This is a genomic window from Pseudomonas sp. PA27(2017), from assembly GCF_001945445.1.
Classification (GTDB): Bacteria; Pseudomonadota; Gammaproteobacteria; order Pseudomonadales; family Pseudomonadaceae; genus Aquipseudomonas.
Window position 1 is genome coordinate 245,705 of record NZ_MSXW01000016.1, and the last position, 14,950, is coordinate 260,654.

Annotated in this window: 13 protein-coding genes; 6 read left to right on the forward strand and 7 right to left on the reverse strand. The window is 63.3% G+C overall.

Going from position 1 to position 14,950, the window contains the following annotated elements; all coding sequences use genetic code 11:
* Window positions 1-32: 32 nt before the first annotated feature.
* The 3 genes from BVH06_RS09195 (at window position 33) to yjiA (ending at window position 3,357) form a co-directional block, all read left to right on the forward strand.
* Window positions 33-2,114 carry a carbon starvation CstA family protein gene (locus tag BVH06_RS09195; RefSeq protein ID WP_075933850.1) on the forward strand — a complete coding sequence of 694 codons (2,082 nt, stop codon included), beginning with the start codon at window positions 33-35 and terminating at the stop codon, window positions 2,112-2,114.
* The gene (locus BVH06_RS09200; protein ID WP_013793040.1) at window positions 2,104-2,307 is read left to right on the forward strand and encodes a YbdD/YjiX family protein; all 204 of its coding nucleotides are present in this window, start codon (window positions 2,104-2,106) and stop codon (window positions 2,305-2,307) included. Before BVH06_RS09195 ends, BVH06_RS09200 begins: the two co-directional genes overlap by 11 nt.
* A gap of 84 nt (window positions 2,308-2,391) precedes the next feature.
* Window positions 2,392-3,357, forward strand: a complete 966-nt coding sequence (gene yjiA, locus BVH06_RS09205; RefSeq protein ID WP_075933851.1) for a GTPase — start codon at window positions 2,392-2,394, stop codon at window positions 3,355-3,357.
* Between the two features lie 225 nt (window positions 3,358-3,582).
* Here the strand turns inward: yjiA and rpoD are convergent, their stop codons facing one another.
* The 3 genes from rpoD to rpsU all read right to left on the reverse strand — a co-directional run bounded on the left by rpoD (window position 3,583) and on the right by rpsU (window position 7,823).
* Complete coding sequence (gene rpoD / locus BVH06_RS09210; protein WP_075932245.1) at window positions 3,583-5,430, reverse strand: RNA polymerase sigma factor RpoD; 1,848 nt, start codon at window positions 5,428-5,430, stop codon at window positions 3,583-3,585.
* Between the two features lie 67 nt (window positions 5,431-5,497).
* Complete coding sequence (gene dnaG, locus BVH06_RS09215) at window positions 5,498-7,477, reverse strand: DNA primase (protein ID WP_075933852.1); 1,980 nt, start codon at window positions 7,475-7,477, stop codon at window positions 5,498-5,500.
* A 130-nt stretch (window positions 7,478-7,607) separates the two neighbouring features.
* Window positions 7,608-7,823 carry a 30S ribosomal protein S21 gene (gene rpsU, locus BVH06_RS09220; RefSeq protein WP_003290642.1) on the reverse strand — a complete coding sequence of 72 codons (216 nt, stop codon included), beginning with the start codon at window positions 7,821-7,823 and terminating at the stop codon, window positions 7,608-7,610.
* A 203-nt stretch (window positions 7,824-8,026) separates the two neighbouring features.
* Here rpsU and tsaD point away from each other — a divergent pair, with 203 nt between their 5' ends.
* On the forward strand, window positions 8,027-9,052 hold the full coding sequence (tsaD, locus tag BVH06_RS09225; protein WP_075932243.1) for a tRNA (adenosine(37)-N6)-threonylcarbamoyltransferase complex transferase subunit TsaD: 1,026 nt from the start codon (window positions 8,027-8,029) through the stop codon (window positions 9,050-9,052).
* Window positions 9,053-9,274: 222 nt separating this feature from the next.
* Here the strand turns inward: tsaD and plsY are convergent, their stop codons facing one another.
* The gene (gene plsY / locus BVH06_RS09230; RefSeq protein WP_075933885.1) at window positions 9,275-9,844 is read right to left on the reverse strand and encodes a glycerol-3-phosphate 1-O-acyltransferase PlsY; all 570 of its coding nucleotides are present in this window, start codon (window positions 9,842-9,844) and stop codon (window positions 9,275-9,277) included.
* Between the two features lie 74 nt (window positions 9,845-9,918).
* Between plsY and folB the strand changes: the two genes are divergently transcribed.
* Both folB and folK read left to right on the forward strand, forming a co-directional pair.
* Entirely contained in the window at window positions 9,919-10,275 is a 357-nt protein-coding gene (gene folB / locus BVH06_RS09235; RefSeq protein ID WP_075932242.1) for a dihydroneopterin aldolase, read from the forward strand.
* Window positions 10,266-10,793, forward strand: a complete 528-nt coding sequence (gene folK / locus BVH06_RS09240; RefSeq protein WP_075932241.1) for a 2-amino-4-hydroxy-6-hydroxymethyldihydropteridine diphosphokinase — start codon at window positions 10,266-10,268, stop codon at window positions 10,791-10,793. Before folB ends, folK begins: the two co-directional genes overlap by 10 nt.
* Here folK and BVH06_RS09245 read toward each other — a convergent pair.
* The 3 genes from BVH06_RS09245 to BVH06_RS09255 are packed head-to-tail and all read right to left on the reverse strand — an operon-like array spanning window position 10,790 to window position 14,913.
* A complete protein-coding gene (locus BVH06_RS09245; protein ID WP_075933853.1) occupies window positions 10,790-12,025 on the reverse strand; it encodes a multifunctional CCA addition/repair protein in 1,236 nt (411 codons plus the stop codon). The two genes, folK and BVH06_RS09245, sit on opposite strands and share 4 nt — an antisense overlap.
* A 57-nt stretch (window positions 12,026-12,082) precedes the next feature.
* Window positions 12,083-13,645 carry a SpoVR family protein gene (locus BVH06_RS09250; RefSeq protein WP_075933854.1) on the reverse strand — a complete coding sequence of 521 codons (1,563 nt, stop codon included), beginning with the start codon at window positions 13,643-13,645 and terminating at the stop codon, window positions 12,083-12,085.
* On the reverse strand, window positions 13,642-14,913 hold the full coding sequence (locus BVH06_RS09255) for a YeaH/YhbH family protein (protein WP_075933855.1): 1,272 nt from the start codon (window positions 14,911-14,913) through the stop codon (window positions 13,642-13,644). Before BVH06_RS09255 ends, BVH06_RS09250 begins: the two co-directional genes overlap by 4 nt.
* Between the last annotated feature and the right edge of the window lie 37 nt (window positions 14,914-14,950).

Sequence of the window (14,950 nt, forward strand, 5' to 3'; positions counted from 1 at the left end):
GCAGGCCGAGGCTTGCGGCCGGAGATGTCCAAATGACCAGAATGGCCAGCCATATCGCCTGGTTTGCGGTCGCGTTGCTGGGCGCCTTCGCGCTAGGCACCGTGGCGCTGAATCGCGGCGAATCGATCAATGCCTTGTGGATCGTCGTCGCTGCCGTGGCGATCTACCTCGTCGCGTACCGCTACTACAGCCTGTTCATCGCCACCAAGGTGATGCAGCTCGACCCCACCCGCGCCACCCCCGCTGTGCTCAACAACGATGGCCTGGACTACGTCCCGACCAACAAGCACATTCTCTTCGGTCACCACTTCGCCGCCATCGCTGGCGCCGGCCCGCTGGTCGGCCCGGTCCTCGCCGCGCAGATGGGCTATCTGCCGGGCACCCTCTGGCTGATCGCCGGCGTGGTGCTGGCCGGTGCCGTGCAGGACTTCATGGTGCTGTTCATTTCCACCCGCCGCAACGGCCGCTCCCTGGGCGAGCTGGTGCGCGAGGAAATGGGCCAGATCCCCGGTACCATCGCGCTGTTCGGCGCCTTCCTGATCATGATCATCATCCTCGCGGTGCTCTCGCTGATCGTCGTCAAGGCGCTGGCGGAAAGCCCCTGGGGCATGTTCACCGTGATGGCGACGATTCCCATCGCGATGTTGATGGGCATCTACATGCGCTATATCCGGCCAGGCCGCATCGGCGAGATTTCCCTGATCGGGGTGATCCTGCTGCTCGGCTCGATCTGGCTGGGTGGCGTGATCGCCGCTGACCCGGTATGGGGTCCGGCCTTCACCTTCACCGGCGTGCAGATCACCTGGATGCTGATCGGCTACGGTTTCGTCGCCGCGGTGTTGCCGGTGTGGCTGATCCTGGCACCGCGCGATTACCTGTCGACCTTCCTCAAGATCGGCACCATCATCGCCCTGGCCATCGGCATCCTGGTGGTCATGCCCGAGCTGAAGATGCCGGCGCTGACCCAGTTCACCGACGGCACTGGCCCGGTGTGGAAGGGTACGCTGTTCCCGTTCCTGTTCATCACCATCGCCTGTGGCGCGGTATCCGGTTTCCACGCGCTGATCAGCTCGGGCACCACGCCCAAGCTGCTGGCCAACGAAACCCATGCCCGCTACATCGGTTACGGCGGCATGCTGATGGAATCCTTCGTGGCCATCATGGCCATGGTCGCGGCTTCGGTGATCGAGCCGGGCATCTACTTCGCCATGAACAGCCCGGCAGCCCTGGTCGGCTCGGACGTTCAATCGGTAGCCGCCACGGTCAGCAGCTGGGGTTTCATGATCACGCCCGAGCAGCTCGAGGCGGTCGCTCGTGATATCGGCGAGAACACCATTCTGGCCCGTGCCGGTGGTGCGCCGACGCTCGCCGTAGGGATCGCGCAGATCCTGCATAGCGTGCTGCCAGGCGAGAACACCATGGCGTTCTGGTACCACTTCGCGATTCTCTTCGAGGCGCTGTTCATCCTCACCGCGGTGGACGCCGGTACCCGTGCCGGCCGCTTCATGCTGCAGGACCTGCTCGGCAACTTCGTACCTTCGCTGAAGAAAACCGAGTCCTGGACCGCCAACGTGATCGCCACTGCCGGCTGCGTGGCCCTGTGGGGCTGGCTGCTGTACCAGGGCGTGATCGATCCGCTGGGCGGCATCAACACCCTGTGGCCGCTGTTCGGTATCTCCAACCAGATGCTGGCCGGTATCGCCCTGATGCTCGGCACCGTGGTGCTGATCAAGATGAAGCGCGAGCGCTACGTGTGGGTGACGCTGGTTCCGGCCACCTGGCTGCTGATCTGCACCACCACCGCCGGCCTGATCAAGCTGCTCGACCCGAACCCGGCCGTCGGCTTCCTGGCCCTGGCCAAGAAGTACCAGACCGCGCTTGACGCCGGTCAGGTCATCGCCCCGGCCAAGGACATCGGCCAGATGCAGCACGTTATCTTCAACGCCTACACCAACGCCACGCTCACCGTGCTGTTCCTGTTCGTGGTGCTGAGCGTGCTGTTCTACGCGATCAAGGTCGGCCGCGCTGCCTGGCGCAAGGAACTGCGTACCGACCGTGAGGCCACCTATGAAGCGCTGCCTGCAGACGCGCCGGAGGTTGCCCGTGTTCAATGATCTCAGCCGGATGGGCAAGTACCTCGGTCAGGCTGCGCGGATGCTGGTGGGCATGCCCGACTACGACACCTACGTCGAGCACATGGCCAAGAAGCATCCCGATCAGCCAGTGATGAGCTACGAAGCCTTCTTCCGTGAGCGTCAGGAAGCACGTTATGGTGGCGGCAAGGGGCGGCCGATCCGCTGCTGCTGACATCAGCATGCGGGCCTTGGGGCCCGCTTCAAGCACCACACGCCACGCCTCGTCGTGGCGTGTGTCTTTCAGAGGAATGCATTCATGTCCTTTTCCCCCATTCCGGTCACCGTGCTCAGCGGCTTTCTCGGTGCCGGCAAGACCACTCTGCTGCGGCATATCCTCAAGGCCGAACATGGCCTGAAGATCGCGGTGATCGAAAACGAATACAGCGAAACGCCCATCGACAGCCAACTGCTCGGCAGCGAGCCGGTACAGGTGATGACCCTGGCCAACGGCTGCGTGTGCTGTTCCATCCACGTCGAGCTGGAGAAGGCACTGTTCGTGCTGCTGGAAAAGCGCGACAGCGGCGAGCTGGATTTCGACCGCCTGGTGATCGAGTGCACCGGCCTGGCCGACCCTGCGCCCGTCGCCCAGACCTTCTTCGCCACCGAGGAGCTTTGCGAGCGCTACGTGCTCGACGGCATCATCACCCTGGTGGACGCGGCCAATGCCGAGCGCCATCTGCAGGAAACCATCGCCCAGGCCCAGGTTGGTTTCGCCGACCGCATTCTGCTGAGCAAGACCGATCTGGTCGATGACGCTGCCCGTGAAGCGCTTACCGCGCGCCTGCAACGCATCAACCGCCGGGCGCCGATCCGCGTGGTCGAGCACGGCCGCATCGACTTGAGCGAGCTGCTGGATGTGCGCGGCTTCAACCTCAATGCCGACGTGGCGCCGAGCCTGCGGCCGGTGCTGCCTGGCAGGAGCAGCGACCGCATCGCCACCCTGGTGCTGACGGGCGACAAGCCGTTGGGGCTGGATCGCCTCAGTGGCTTCATGGAGAACCTGCTGGAACAGCACGGCAATTCGCTGCTGCGCTACAAGGGCGTGCTGAGCATCGCCGGTGAAGACCGGCGCATGGTCTTTCAGGGCGTGTTGCGGCTCTATGGCTTCGACTGGGACAGCGAGTGGGGCGCCGACGAGAAGCGCGAAAGCGTGATCGTGTTCATCGGCGACAACCTGCCCGAGGAAGCGATTCGTCAAGGCTTTGCCGAGCTGGCGGGCTGAGCTACCTTTGCGAGGATTGCCCGGTGGCTGCGTCGCTGGGCTCAGGTGGACGAGCTTCGCGTTGACTACGCGCCCGGTCCGCCCTGCAGCCTGTTTCCATCCCAGTAGAGCAAGGGCGCTCCGTTCATCCATCAATGCGGTGGAGCGCAAAGCCGCTCCATGAGCCCCGAAACGCAGGCAAAAAAATGCCGGTCAGTGACCGGCATTTTTCATTCCCGTGAAACCTTACTCGTCGAGGAACGAGCGCAGGTGTTCGCTACGGGTCGGGTGGCGCAGCTTGCGCAGTGCCTTGGCTTCGATCTGGCGGATACGCTCGCGGGTGACGTCGAACTGCTTGCCCACTTCCTCGAGGGTATGGTCAGTGTTCATGTCGATGCCGAAGCGCATGCGCAGAACCTTGGCTTCACGGGCGGTGAGGCCGGCCAGCACTTCGCGAGTGGCTTCCTTGAGGCTTTCCACGGTGGCTACGTCGATCGGGGACTGCATGGTGCTGTCCTCGATGAAGTCGCCCAGATGCGAATCCTCGTCGTCGCCGATCGGGGTTTCCATGGAGATCGGCTCTTTGGCGATCTTCAGCACCTTGCGGATCTTGTCCTCGGGCATTTCCATGCGCTCGCCCAGCTCTTCCGGCGTGGGCTCGCGGCCCATTTCCTGGAGCATCTGACGGGAGATGCGGTTGAGCTTGTTGATCGTCTCGATCATGTGCACCGGAATACGGATGGTGCGCGCCTGGTCGGCGATCGAGCGGGTGATCGCCTGGCGAATCCACCAGGTGGCATAGGTCGAGAACTTGTAGCCGCGGCGGTATTCGAACTTGTCCACCGCCTTCATCAGGCCGATGTTGCCTTCCTGGATCAGGTCGAGGAACTGCAGGCCGCGGTTGGTGTACTTCTTGGCGATGGAGATCACCAGGCGCAGGTTGGCCTCGACCATTTCCTTCTTGGCGCGACGGGCCTTGGCTTCACCGATCGACATGCGACGGTTGATGTCCTTGATCTCGGCCAGGGTCAGGTCGCTTTCATCCTGCAGGGCGATCAGCTTCTGCTGGCAGCGCTGAATGTCGGCTTGCAGATTGCCGATGGCCTCGGCGTACTTGGATTTGCCCTTGGCCAGGCTGGCAGCCCAGTCCAGGTCCACTTCGTTGCCGGGGAACAGGCGCAGGAAGTCGGCACGCGGCATACGGGCGTCACGCACGCATAGTTGCATGATGGCGCGTTCCTGGCCGCGCAGGCGGTCCAGGGCTTCACGCACCCGCACCACCAGTGCGTCGTACTGCTTGGGCACCAGTTTGATCGGCATGAACAGCTCGGCCAGTACGCGCAGCTCTTCGATGGCCTGCTTGCTGTCGCGACCGTGCTTCTTCAGCGCTTTCTTGGCGACTTCCAGCTGATCGGCTACCGCGGTGAAGCGGCGCAGGGCCTCTTCCGGATCCGGGCCGCCATCGCCTTCTTCTTCCTCGTCGTCGCTGTCGCCGTCTTCTTCGTCATCGTCCTTGTCTTCGGCCTTGTCGTCCGAGGAGGCAGGAACCGGTGCCGCAGCTTCGGCAGGCACGCTGCCGTCGTCCGGGTCGATGTAGCCGCTGAGGACTTCGACCAGACGGCCACCCTCGGTGGTGACGCGGGTGTATTCGGCGAGAATGCTGTCGACGGTGCCCGGGAAGTGAGCGACAGCGCCCATGACTTCTCGGATACCTTCTTCGATACGCTTGGCGATTTCGATCTCGCCTTCGCGGGTCAGCAGTTCCACGGTACCCATTTCACGCATGTACATGCGCACCGGGTCGGTGGTACGGCCGATATCGGTCTCAACGGCCGCGAGAGCAGCGGCTGCTTCTTCGGCGGCGGCTTCGTCGGTGTCGGCTTCGGCCAACAACAGGGCGTCCGCATCCGGAGCACTCTCGAATACGTTGATCCCCATGTCGTTGATCATGCGGATGATGTCTTCCACCTGTTCCGGATCTGAAATATCCTCGGGCAGGTGGTCATTGACCTCCGCGTAAGTCAGGTAACCCTGCTCACGACCACGGCTGATCAATTCTTTCAAACGAGATTGCTGTTGCGCTTTTCCGGACATAACACCCTATCCACTTAAGGTCTTGGCGGGCTGAAAACAAGCCGAGGATTATACCTCAGCTCGGCGCTCAGGCGCCAGTTGGGGTCTTACTGGGCGAGTTCAGGCTGCTGTAATGCTCACGTAACAGAGCCTTTTCCTCGTCGGTGAGTTCGCTCGGGCTTTTTTGCATGATGCTGCGCAGAGCGGTTTCGCGTCGCCTCAGCGACTGGCTACGGGCAAGTGTAGTTATGGTGTCGAAAAACTGCCGTTCAAGGTTGTCGTGATCGATCAGCCATTCTTTTTCTGCCAGAACCTTGAGCAGGCGGCCCTGTTCGGTGCCGTGCCAGCGGGCGATCAGCTGCAGCGAACGCAGGTTCGGTTGCTTCTGCAAAGTGCCCACCAGGGCCACCAATAGTTGGGCGTATGTGTCGTCTTCGGCGGCGAAGTTGCTGACATCCTCGACTTTCTGCGCCAGCTCTGGATGATGCAGCAGGCTGCGCAGGGCGCTCAGGTGGGGCGATTCGACGCTCACCGCGGTGCGCGGCGGGTGGTAATCCTCGCGGCCTTTCTTCCACTTGCCACCGTCTTTCTTCCATTCACCCTTGCCGGGTTTGCGCGCCGGGCGTTCAAACGCCTGGGCGGGCGCGGCATGTTCTTCATAGCCTGGTGGTGCGTCGTAATAGGCGCTGTCCGGGATGGCTTCGAAGGGCGGTGCGTGATGGTCGTGGCTTTGCTGGGCGGGCGCGCTCGATTGCCGCGCAGGCGCCGCCTGTGGCTGGCCCATGGCGCTGGCATCCAGGCCGGTAATCTGGGTCAGGCGCTGGCGCATCAGGGCGCGTAGCGTGTTGCCGGGGATCTTGTCGATCAGCGGCGCAGCCAGGGTGACCAGATGCGCTTTGCCTTCCAGCGAGCGGGGGTCGGCCTCTTCGCTCAGTTGCTGGAAGAAGTAGTCGGCCAGCGGCTGGGCGTGTTGATGAATGCGCGCCTGGAAGGCATCGGTGCCTTCGCTGCGCACCAGGGTGTCCGGGTCTTCGCCGTCGGGCAGGAACAGAAAGCGTGCGCGGCGACCGTCCTGCAGGTTGGGCAGCGCGGCTTCCAGAGCGCGCCAGGCCGCATTGCGCCCGGCCTGGTCGCCGTCAAAACAGAACAGCACGCTGGGTACCAGGCGGAAGATCCTTTTGAGGTGCTCTTCGCTGGTGGCGGTACCCAGGGTCGCCACCGCGTTGCGCAGGCCTTGCTGGGCCAGTGCGATGACATCCATGTAGCCCTCGACCACCATGATCTCGTCGAGGTTGCGGTTGTGCTTGCGCGCCTCAAACAGGCCGTAGAGTTCCTGGCCCTTGTGAAACACTGGGGTCTCGGGCGAGTTCAGGTACTTGGGCTTGTCGTCGCCCAGCACGCGGCCGCCAAAGGCGATCACCCGGCCGCGGCTGTCGTGAATGGGGAAGATCACCCGGTCGCGAAAGCGGTCGTAGCGTTTGCCGCTGTCCGGGTTCTCCACCAGCAGGCCGGCATCGATCATCGCCTTGTGCTGCAGGCTGTCACCGGCCAGATGCTTGAGCAGGTTGTCCCAGCCCGGCGGGGCGAAGCCGAGGCCGAAATCCCGGGCGATCTCCCCGGACAGGCCGCGACCTTTCAGGTATTCGACCGCGGCGCGGCGCTGCGGATGGCTTTTCAGGGCCTGGCGGTAATAGTCGGCAGCCGACTTGAGCAGCGCGTAAAGCGGCGAGTCGGTGGCCTGGCGAGGTTTGCCGCCGCGGCCGCTGTCCTCGCGAGGTACTTCCATGCCGGCGCGCTTGGCCAGTTCCTCGACGGCCTGGGGAAATTCCGTCTGGTCGTGATCCATCACGAAGCCCAGGGCGTTGCCACCAGCGCCGCAGCCGAAGCAGTAGTAGAACTGCTTGTCCGGGCTGACCGTGAAGGATGGGGTCTTTTCCTTGTGGAACGGGCAGCAGGCGCTGTAGTTCTTGCCGGTCTTCTTCAGTTGGATGCGCGAACTCACCACGTCGACGATGTCGGTGCGGTTGAGCAGGTCATCGATGAAGGATTGCGGGATCAGGCCGGCCATAGACGCTCAGGGTGTCCAGAAGATGTAGCGGCACAAACGCAAAAACTCCGCCATTTCGCCAGTAGGCGATGCGGAGTTCTTGGCGATGATGCCCGGCCGAGCCGGGCATTCGGGCGTTGCGTGTACGCTATTAGTACAGGCGAACGCTGCGGCGCTGTTCGCGCTGCACTTTCTTGGCGTGACGCTTAACAGCGGCAGCGGCTTTGCGCTTACGCTCGGCGGTCGGCTTTTCGTAGAATTCGCGGCTACGAACTTCGGCCAGAACACCGGCTTTTTCGCAGGAGCGCTTGAAACGACGCAGAGCTACGTCGAAGGGTTCGTTCTCTTTAACTTTGACGGCTGGCATCCAGGGCTACCTTCTTTATTACCGGAGGTTTGTGTCTTCCTGGCAACGGCACGGAAAGATCACAGGTTTTTAAGGGTTGCGGATGTTACCGCCTCGTCAAGCGGAATGCAAAGCCTCTGATCGAAAAGCACTGGTCTGGGCCGCCGAGCGGCGATTATCATGCCGGCCTTTTACGCTGGGCAAGCGGCAGAGAAGGCGAAACCATGCTGGTTCTGGGATTGGAAACTTCGTGCGACGAGACCGGTGTCGCGCTTTACGACAGCGAACGCGGCCTGCTCGCCGATGCGCTGTTCAGTCAGATCGACCTGCACCGCGCCTATGGTGGTGTGGTGCCGGAGCTGGCCTCGCGTGACCACGTCAAGCGCATGCTGCCGTTGATCCGCCAGGTGCTGGACGAGGCGGGTTGCGTGGCCACGGATATCGACGCCATCGCCTACACCGCCGGGCCCGGCCTGGTCGGTGCGCTGCTGGTGGGGGCCTCCTGCGCCCAGGCCCTGGCGTTCGCCTGGGACATTCCCGCCATTGGCGTGCACCACATGGAAGGCCACTTGCTGGCGCCCATGCTCGAGCCGACGCCGCCGGCGTTTCCGTTCGTCGCCCTGCTGGTGTCGGGCGGCCATACCCAGTTGGTGCGCGTCGACGGCATCGGCCAGTACCAGCTGCTTGGCGAGTCCCTGGACGACGCGGCCGGCGAAGCCTTCGACAAGACCGCCAAACTGATGGGCCTGCGTTACCCCGGTGGCCCGGAAATCGCCCGCCTCGCCGAGCGCGGCATTCCGGGGCGTTTCGTGTTCCCGCGACCGATGACCGATCGCCCGGGCCTGGATTTCAGCTTCAGTGGCCTCAAGACCTTCACCCTCAATACCTGGCAGCAGTGTCAGGACAGCGGTGATGACAGCGAGCAGTCCCGCTGCGACGTGGCATTGGCCTTCCAGCAGGCGGTGGTCGAGACGCTGACCATCAAATGCCGTCGCGCGCTCAAGCAGACCGGCCTGAGCAACCTGGTGATCGCGGGCGGAGTGAGTGCCAACCGGGCGCTGCGTACGTCGCTCGAAGACATGACGGCAGCGCTGAAGGGCAACGTGTTTTATGCGCGTCCGGCATTCTGTACCGACAATGGTGCAATGATCGCCTACGCCGGTTGCCAGCGTTTGCTGGCCGGGCAGCATGAGGAATTGGCGATCACCGTACAGGCCCGTTGGCCGATGGAGCAGTTGCCGGCGTTGTGAGAGTTGGTGTGTTGGTGATGTGCGGGTGAAGGGGCGGCTAGAAAGCAAAAGCGTATATCGGCGCATTATCTGTGGGAGCGGGCGGGGACGCCCAGTCCATGCCCGCGATTTTTCGCGCGCATGGCGCGCTCCCGCAGTGGCTCGGCGACAGGCCGCTTTCGCCACTCTGCATCATTTTTTTTCATCGAATGGTAAGCCTGTGCTGTCACGAGCAGGCGCTGATCAGAAATGCCGTTCGCGGCCGGCCCACAGGTCGCGCAGGTTACGGCGGTGGCGCCAGACGATCAGCCCGCTGAGTACGCACATCGGCAGCAGCGCCGCCGGTTGTTGCCAGGCCAGCAGCGGCAGTGTCAGGGGCGCGGCGGTGAGTGCCGCCAGGGAGCTGGTGCGGGTCAGGGTGAAGGTCAGCAGCCAGGCGCCGAGCGCCAGTAGCGCGGCCGGTGGGTAGAGCCCCAGCAGCATGCCGGCTGCCGTGGCGACGCCCTTGCCGCCGCGAAAGCGAAAGTAGATCGGGTAGAGGTGGCCGATCACCGCGGCCAAGCCCAGCCAGGCCTGCTCTCGAATGGTGAAATCGAGGTAGGCGGCGATCAGTACCGGCAGCAAACCTTTGAACAGATCGCCAATCAGCGTGAGAATGGCTAAGCGTTTGCCCGCCACCCTGAGCATGTTGGTGGCGCCGGGGTTGCCCGAACCGCTGGCGCGCGGGTCTGCCAGGCCGGTCATGCGGCTGAGCAGGATAGCGAATGACAGCGAGCCGAGCAGGTAGGCGAGGGTCGCCAGTAACCAAAACATGGTATCCATTCCGCGCCGGGGGATGGCCGATTCTAACGAGGTGCGGCGAGCTTGTCGTGCCGTGGAGAGCATGCTTGGACACAGTGTTTATCGCAGGGCTGGAAGTCGACACCGTCATCGGTGCCTACGACTGGGAACGCACCATCCGCCAATGCCTGCAGCTGGATCTGTGGCTGGGCTGGGACAATCGTCCGGCCGCCTTGGACGATGACCTCAGCAAGGCCCTGGATTACGCCACGCTGTCGACGCGCATCCAGGCTTTCGCCAGCGAATCCCAGTTCATCCTCGTGGAAACCTTCGCCGAGCGCCTGGTGGCGCTGCTGATGAGCGAATTCGACATTCCCTGGGTGCGCTTGCGTGTGACCAAGCCGGGCGCTGTGCCGGCGGCCCGTGGTGGTGTCGGTGTGGAGATCGAGCGCGGATGTCGCTAACGCCAATCCTGTTGGGCCTGGGCAGCAATATCGAGCGCGAGGCGCACCTGTGCGCCGGGCTCGATGCCCTGGCCGAAATCGTCACCGACATGCGCTGCTCGCCGGTCTTCGAAAGCCTGGCGGTGGGCATCAAGAGCGGCCCGTTCTTCAACCTGGTGATCGCCGGGCGCACGGCGCTGCCGCTGACCGAGCTGGATCGGCGGTTGAAATTCATCGAGGCCGACAACGGTCGTTATGCGCCGGACCGCAAGGGCTTGCCGCTGGATATCGACGTACTGACCTATGGCGAGCTGGTGGGCAATTTCGATGGCCTGGTGCTGCCCCGGGCGGAAATCCTCAAGAATGCCTTCGTGCTGCGGCCGCTGGCCTTGCTGGTGCCCGAGGCCGAACATCCGGGCGCAGGCCGGCGCTTTGCCGATCTTTGGCGAGACGCGCGAATCGAGCAGCAACTGTGGCCGGTCTCGTTCCAATGGCGCGGCGTGGAGCTGACGCCGCCCGAGCTTCTACCTTCGCCTTAACGGGTTTTCTCGCTGGCCTGCTTGAAGGCTTTCAGCGCGGTGAGGCGCTCACGATTGAGCGCCTCACCCAGCTCTGCGCCCTTGTAGCCGCGCTCCAGCAGCGGCTGCACGGCCACCTCGCGTACCGCGGCCATGGCGGCCAGCAGATAGGCCGCCTGGGGATAGTCACGATCCTCCAGGCCATGACGACCCCGGGCATCCATTTCACACGCCGCCACGAAGGCCACGAAGCGTTGTGGGCGACGGAACACGTCGAAGCGTTGCATCAGCTCCAGTAACGTCGAAGCACGCAGCTCCAGAGCGCGGTGGGCGTGGGTGTGAAATTCGCCGACCAGCTCGGCCAGCTCCTGGCATTCCCGTGGCACCTTGCAGCGTTTGTTGATCGCCTCGATCGGTGCGATGCCACGGTGCTCGTGGGCGATATGCCGCGGCCACTCGGCGGGATCGGTCAGCCCCTTGCCGACATCGTGCAGCAGGCAGGCCCAGCGCACGGGCAGTGGCTGCTCGTGCCTGGCGCACTGGCGTAGCACCGCCAACACATGCTCACCGGTATCGATTTCCGGGTGATGGGCCGCGGGCTGGGGCACGCCGAACAGCCGGTCGACCTCCGGCAGCATGGCGGCCAGGGCGCCACACTCGCGCAGTACCTGAATGAAAACGTCCGGGCGCGGCTCCATCAGTGCCCGGGAAATCTCCTTCCAGCTGCGTTCCGGGGTCAGGGCATCCAGCTCGCCGGACTCGGCCAGTTGGCGCATCAGCTCGAGCGTCTCGGGTGCCACGCTGAAGCCCAGTGGCGCGTAGCGGGCCGCGAAGCGGGCGACGCGCAGCACGCGCAGCGGGTCTTCGGCGAAGGCAGGCGAAACGTGGCGCAGTTGCTTGGCCTGGAGGTCGCGCTGGCCGCCGTAGGGGTCGATCAGGTTGCCCTGCTGGTCTTCGGCAATGGCATTGATGGTCAGGTCGCGGCGGATCAGGTCCTCCTCCAGCGTCACCTCGGGGCTGGCGTGAAAGGTGAAGCCGCCATAGCCGCGCCCGCTCTTGCGTTCGGTGCGGGCCAGGGCGTACTCCTCGCCCGATTGCGGGTGCAGGAATACCGGAAAATCGGCGCCGACCGGGCGATAGCCCTGTTCCAGCAGGGTGTCGGCCGTGGCGCCGACCACCACCCAGTCGATCTCGGTCACCGGGCGGCCGAGCAGGCGGTCGCGCACGGCGCCACCGACTTTGTAGATTTGCATAGAAGTCTCCGTCATGCGCAGAGGATACCCGCTGTGCCGGAGGCTGTCGTCGCGCGGTTACAGCGTAGGGATATGCAGATCCAGACGTGGGTGGTCGCCATCCTGTGCGGCATCGTTTCTCGGTGGCACGTGCTGGGTGTTGACGATCCGATCGCCCTGCAGCGTCTGCAGGTGAATGTCGAAACCCCACAGGCGGTGCAGGTGCTTGAGCACTTCTTCGGTGGAACTGCCCAGCGGCTTGCGGTCGTGCTGGAAGTGGCGCAGGGTCAGCGAGCGGTCGCCGCGGCGATCAATGCTCCATATCTGCACGTTGGGCTCACGATTGCCGAGGTTGTACTGAGCAGCGAGGGTTTCACGGATGGTCCGATAGCCTGGCTCGTCGTGGATGGCCGGCACGCTGAGTTCGTCTTTCTGGTCGTCGTCGAGAATGCTGAACAGCTTCAGGTCGCGAATCACCTTGGGCGACAGGTACTGCAGGATGAAGCTTTCGTCCTTGAAGCTGGTCATGGCGAATTTCAGGGTGCTCAGCCAGTCGCTGCCGGCGATGTCCGGGAACCAGCGGCGATCTTCTTCGGTGGGCTCCTCGCAGATACGGCGGATGTCGCGGTACATGGCAAAACCCAGGGCGTAGGGGTTGATGCCGCTGTAGTAGGGGCTGTCGAACGACGGCTGGAACACCACGCTTGTATGCGATTGCAGGAACTCCATCATGAAACCGTCGGTGACCAGGCCTTCGTCGTAAAGATCGTTCATCAGCGTGTAGTGCCAGAAGGTCGCCCAGCCTTCGTTCATCACCTGGGTCTGGCGTTGTGGATAGAAATACTGGGCGATCTTGCGCACGATACGGATCACTTCGCGCTGCCAGGGCTCGAGCAGCGGGGCGTGTTTCTCCAGGAAATACAGAATGTTTTCCTGGGGCTCGGCGGGAAAGCGCTTGTTGTCGCTCTCGTCGGCCTTGCTTGCGCTCTTGGGAATAGTGCGCCACAGGTCATTGATCTGCCGCTGCAGGTGCTCTTCGCGATCCTTCTGGCGACGGCGCTCTTCCTCGGCGGAAATGGGGTAGGGGCGCTTGTAGCGGTCCACGCCGTAGTTCATCAGCGCATGACAGGAGTCGATCAGGTCCTCGACCGCATCGATGCCGTGGCGCTCCTCGCACTGGGTGATGTACTGCTTGGCGAACACCAGGTAGTCGATGATCGAGCTGGCGTCGGTCCAGGTGCGGAACAGATAGTTGCCCTTGAAGAAACTGTTGTGCCCATAGCAGGCGTGGGCGATCACCAGGGCCTGCATGGTGATGGTGTTTTCCTCCATCAGGTAGGCGATGCACGGGTCGGAGTTGATCACGATCTCGTACGCCAGGCCCATCTGCCCGCGGCTGTAGGACTTCTCGGTGCTGAGGAACTGCTTGCCATACGACCAGTGGTGATAACCCAGTGGCATGCCGACGGACGCGTAGGCATCCATCATCTGCTCGGCGGTGATCACCTCGATCTGGTTGGGGTAGGTGTCGAGGGCATAGCGCTCGGCCAGCCGGCTGATTTCCCGGTCGTAGTCGCGAATCAGCTCGAAGGTCCATTCCGAGCCGGTGGACAGGGGCTGGCGTTTCTTGTTGCTGCTCATGTGGCGAGCCTCCGCTGGAACAGTTCGCGGAATACCGGGTAGATGTCACCCGCCGATACCAGTTGCTGCTGGGCGAAGGTTTCGCCGAAGGCTTCGGCCACTCGCTCGTACTCGAACCACAGCGCCTGGTGCTCGCGCGGGGTGATCTCCACGTAGGTGAAGTACTGCACGAAGGGCATGATCTGCTTGATCAGGATATCCCGGCAAATCGGCGAGTCGTCGTTCCAGTTGTCGCCGTCCGAAGCCTGGGCACCGTAGATGTTCCATTCGTTGGCCGGGTAACGCTCGGCCATGATCTCCTGCATCATCTTCAATGCACTGGAGACGATGGTGCCGCCGGTTTCCCGGGAATAGAAGAACTCTTCCTCGTCCACTTCCTTGGCACTGGTGTGGTGGCGTATGAACACCACGTCGATCTTGTCGTAGTTCCGCTTGAGAAACAGGTACAGAAGGATGAAGAAGCGCTTGGCGACGTCCTTGGTGGCCTGGGTCATCGAGCCGGAGACGTCCATCAGGCAGAACATCACCGCCTTGGAACTGGGGTTGGGGTGCTTGACCAGCAGGTTGTACTTGAGGTCAAAGGTGTCGAGAAACGGGATGCGATGAATGCGCGCGCTGAGGCGCTCGATCTCGGCTTCGAGCAGCTGGATGTCGCTGAAGTTGTCCGGCTCTTCGCGGCGCAGGCGCTCCAGGTCGGCCTTCACCTCGCGCAGCTTGGCCCGGCTGCTGCCCGATAACGCGATGCGCCGGGCATGGGCCGAACGCAGCGTGCGCACTATGTTGATGCGTGACGGGTTGCCTTCGCTGCTGATGCCCGCGCGTACGGTCTTGAAGGTTTCCGCGCCGGTCAGATGGCGCTTGACCAGATTGGGCAACTCCAGATCCTCGAACATGAAGTCCAGGAACTCTTCCTGGGTGATCTGGAACACGAACTCGTCCATGCCCTCGCCGGAGTTGCTGGCCTTGCCGGCACTCTGGCCGCCGCCACCGCCTTGTGGGCGTGGAATCCGTTCTCCGGCGACGAACTCCTTGTTGCCGGGGTGCACGACGGTCTGCTTGCCGCCGCGGCCGTGGTGCAGCACCGGCTCGTCAATGTCGCGGCCGGGAATACTGATCTGCTCACCGTGCTCCATGTCGGTGATGGAACGACGGCTGACGGCGTCCTCCACCGCCTTCTTGATGTGGTCGCGATAGCGACGAATGAACCGCTGGCGGTTCACCGTGCTCTTGTTCTTGCCATTGAGGCGACGGTCGATCACGTAGCTCATACAAGCCCTCCGGGCACTGCTGATGCGGGCCACGGCG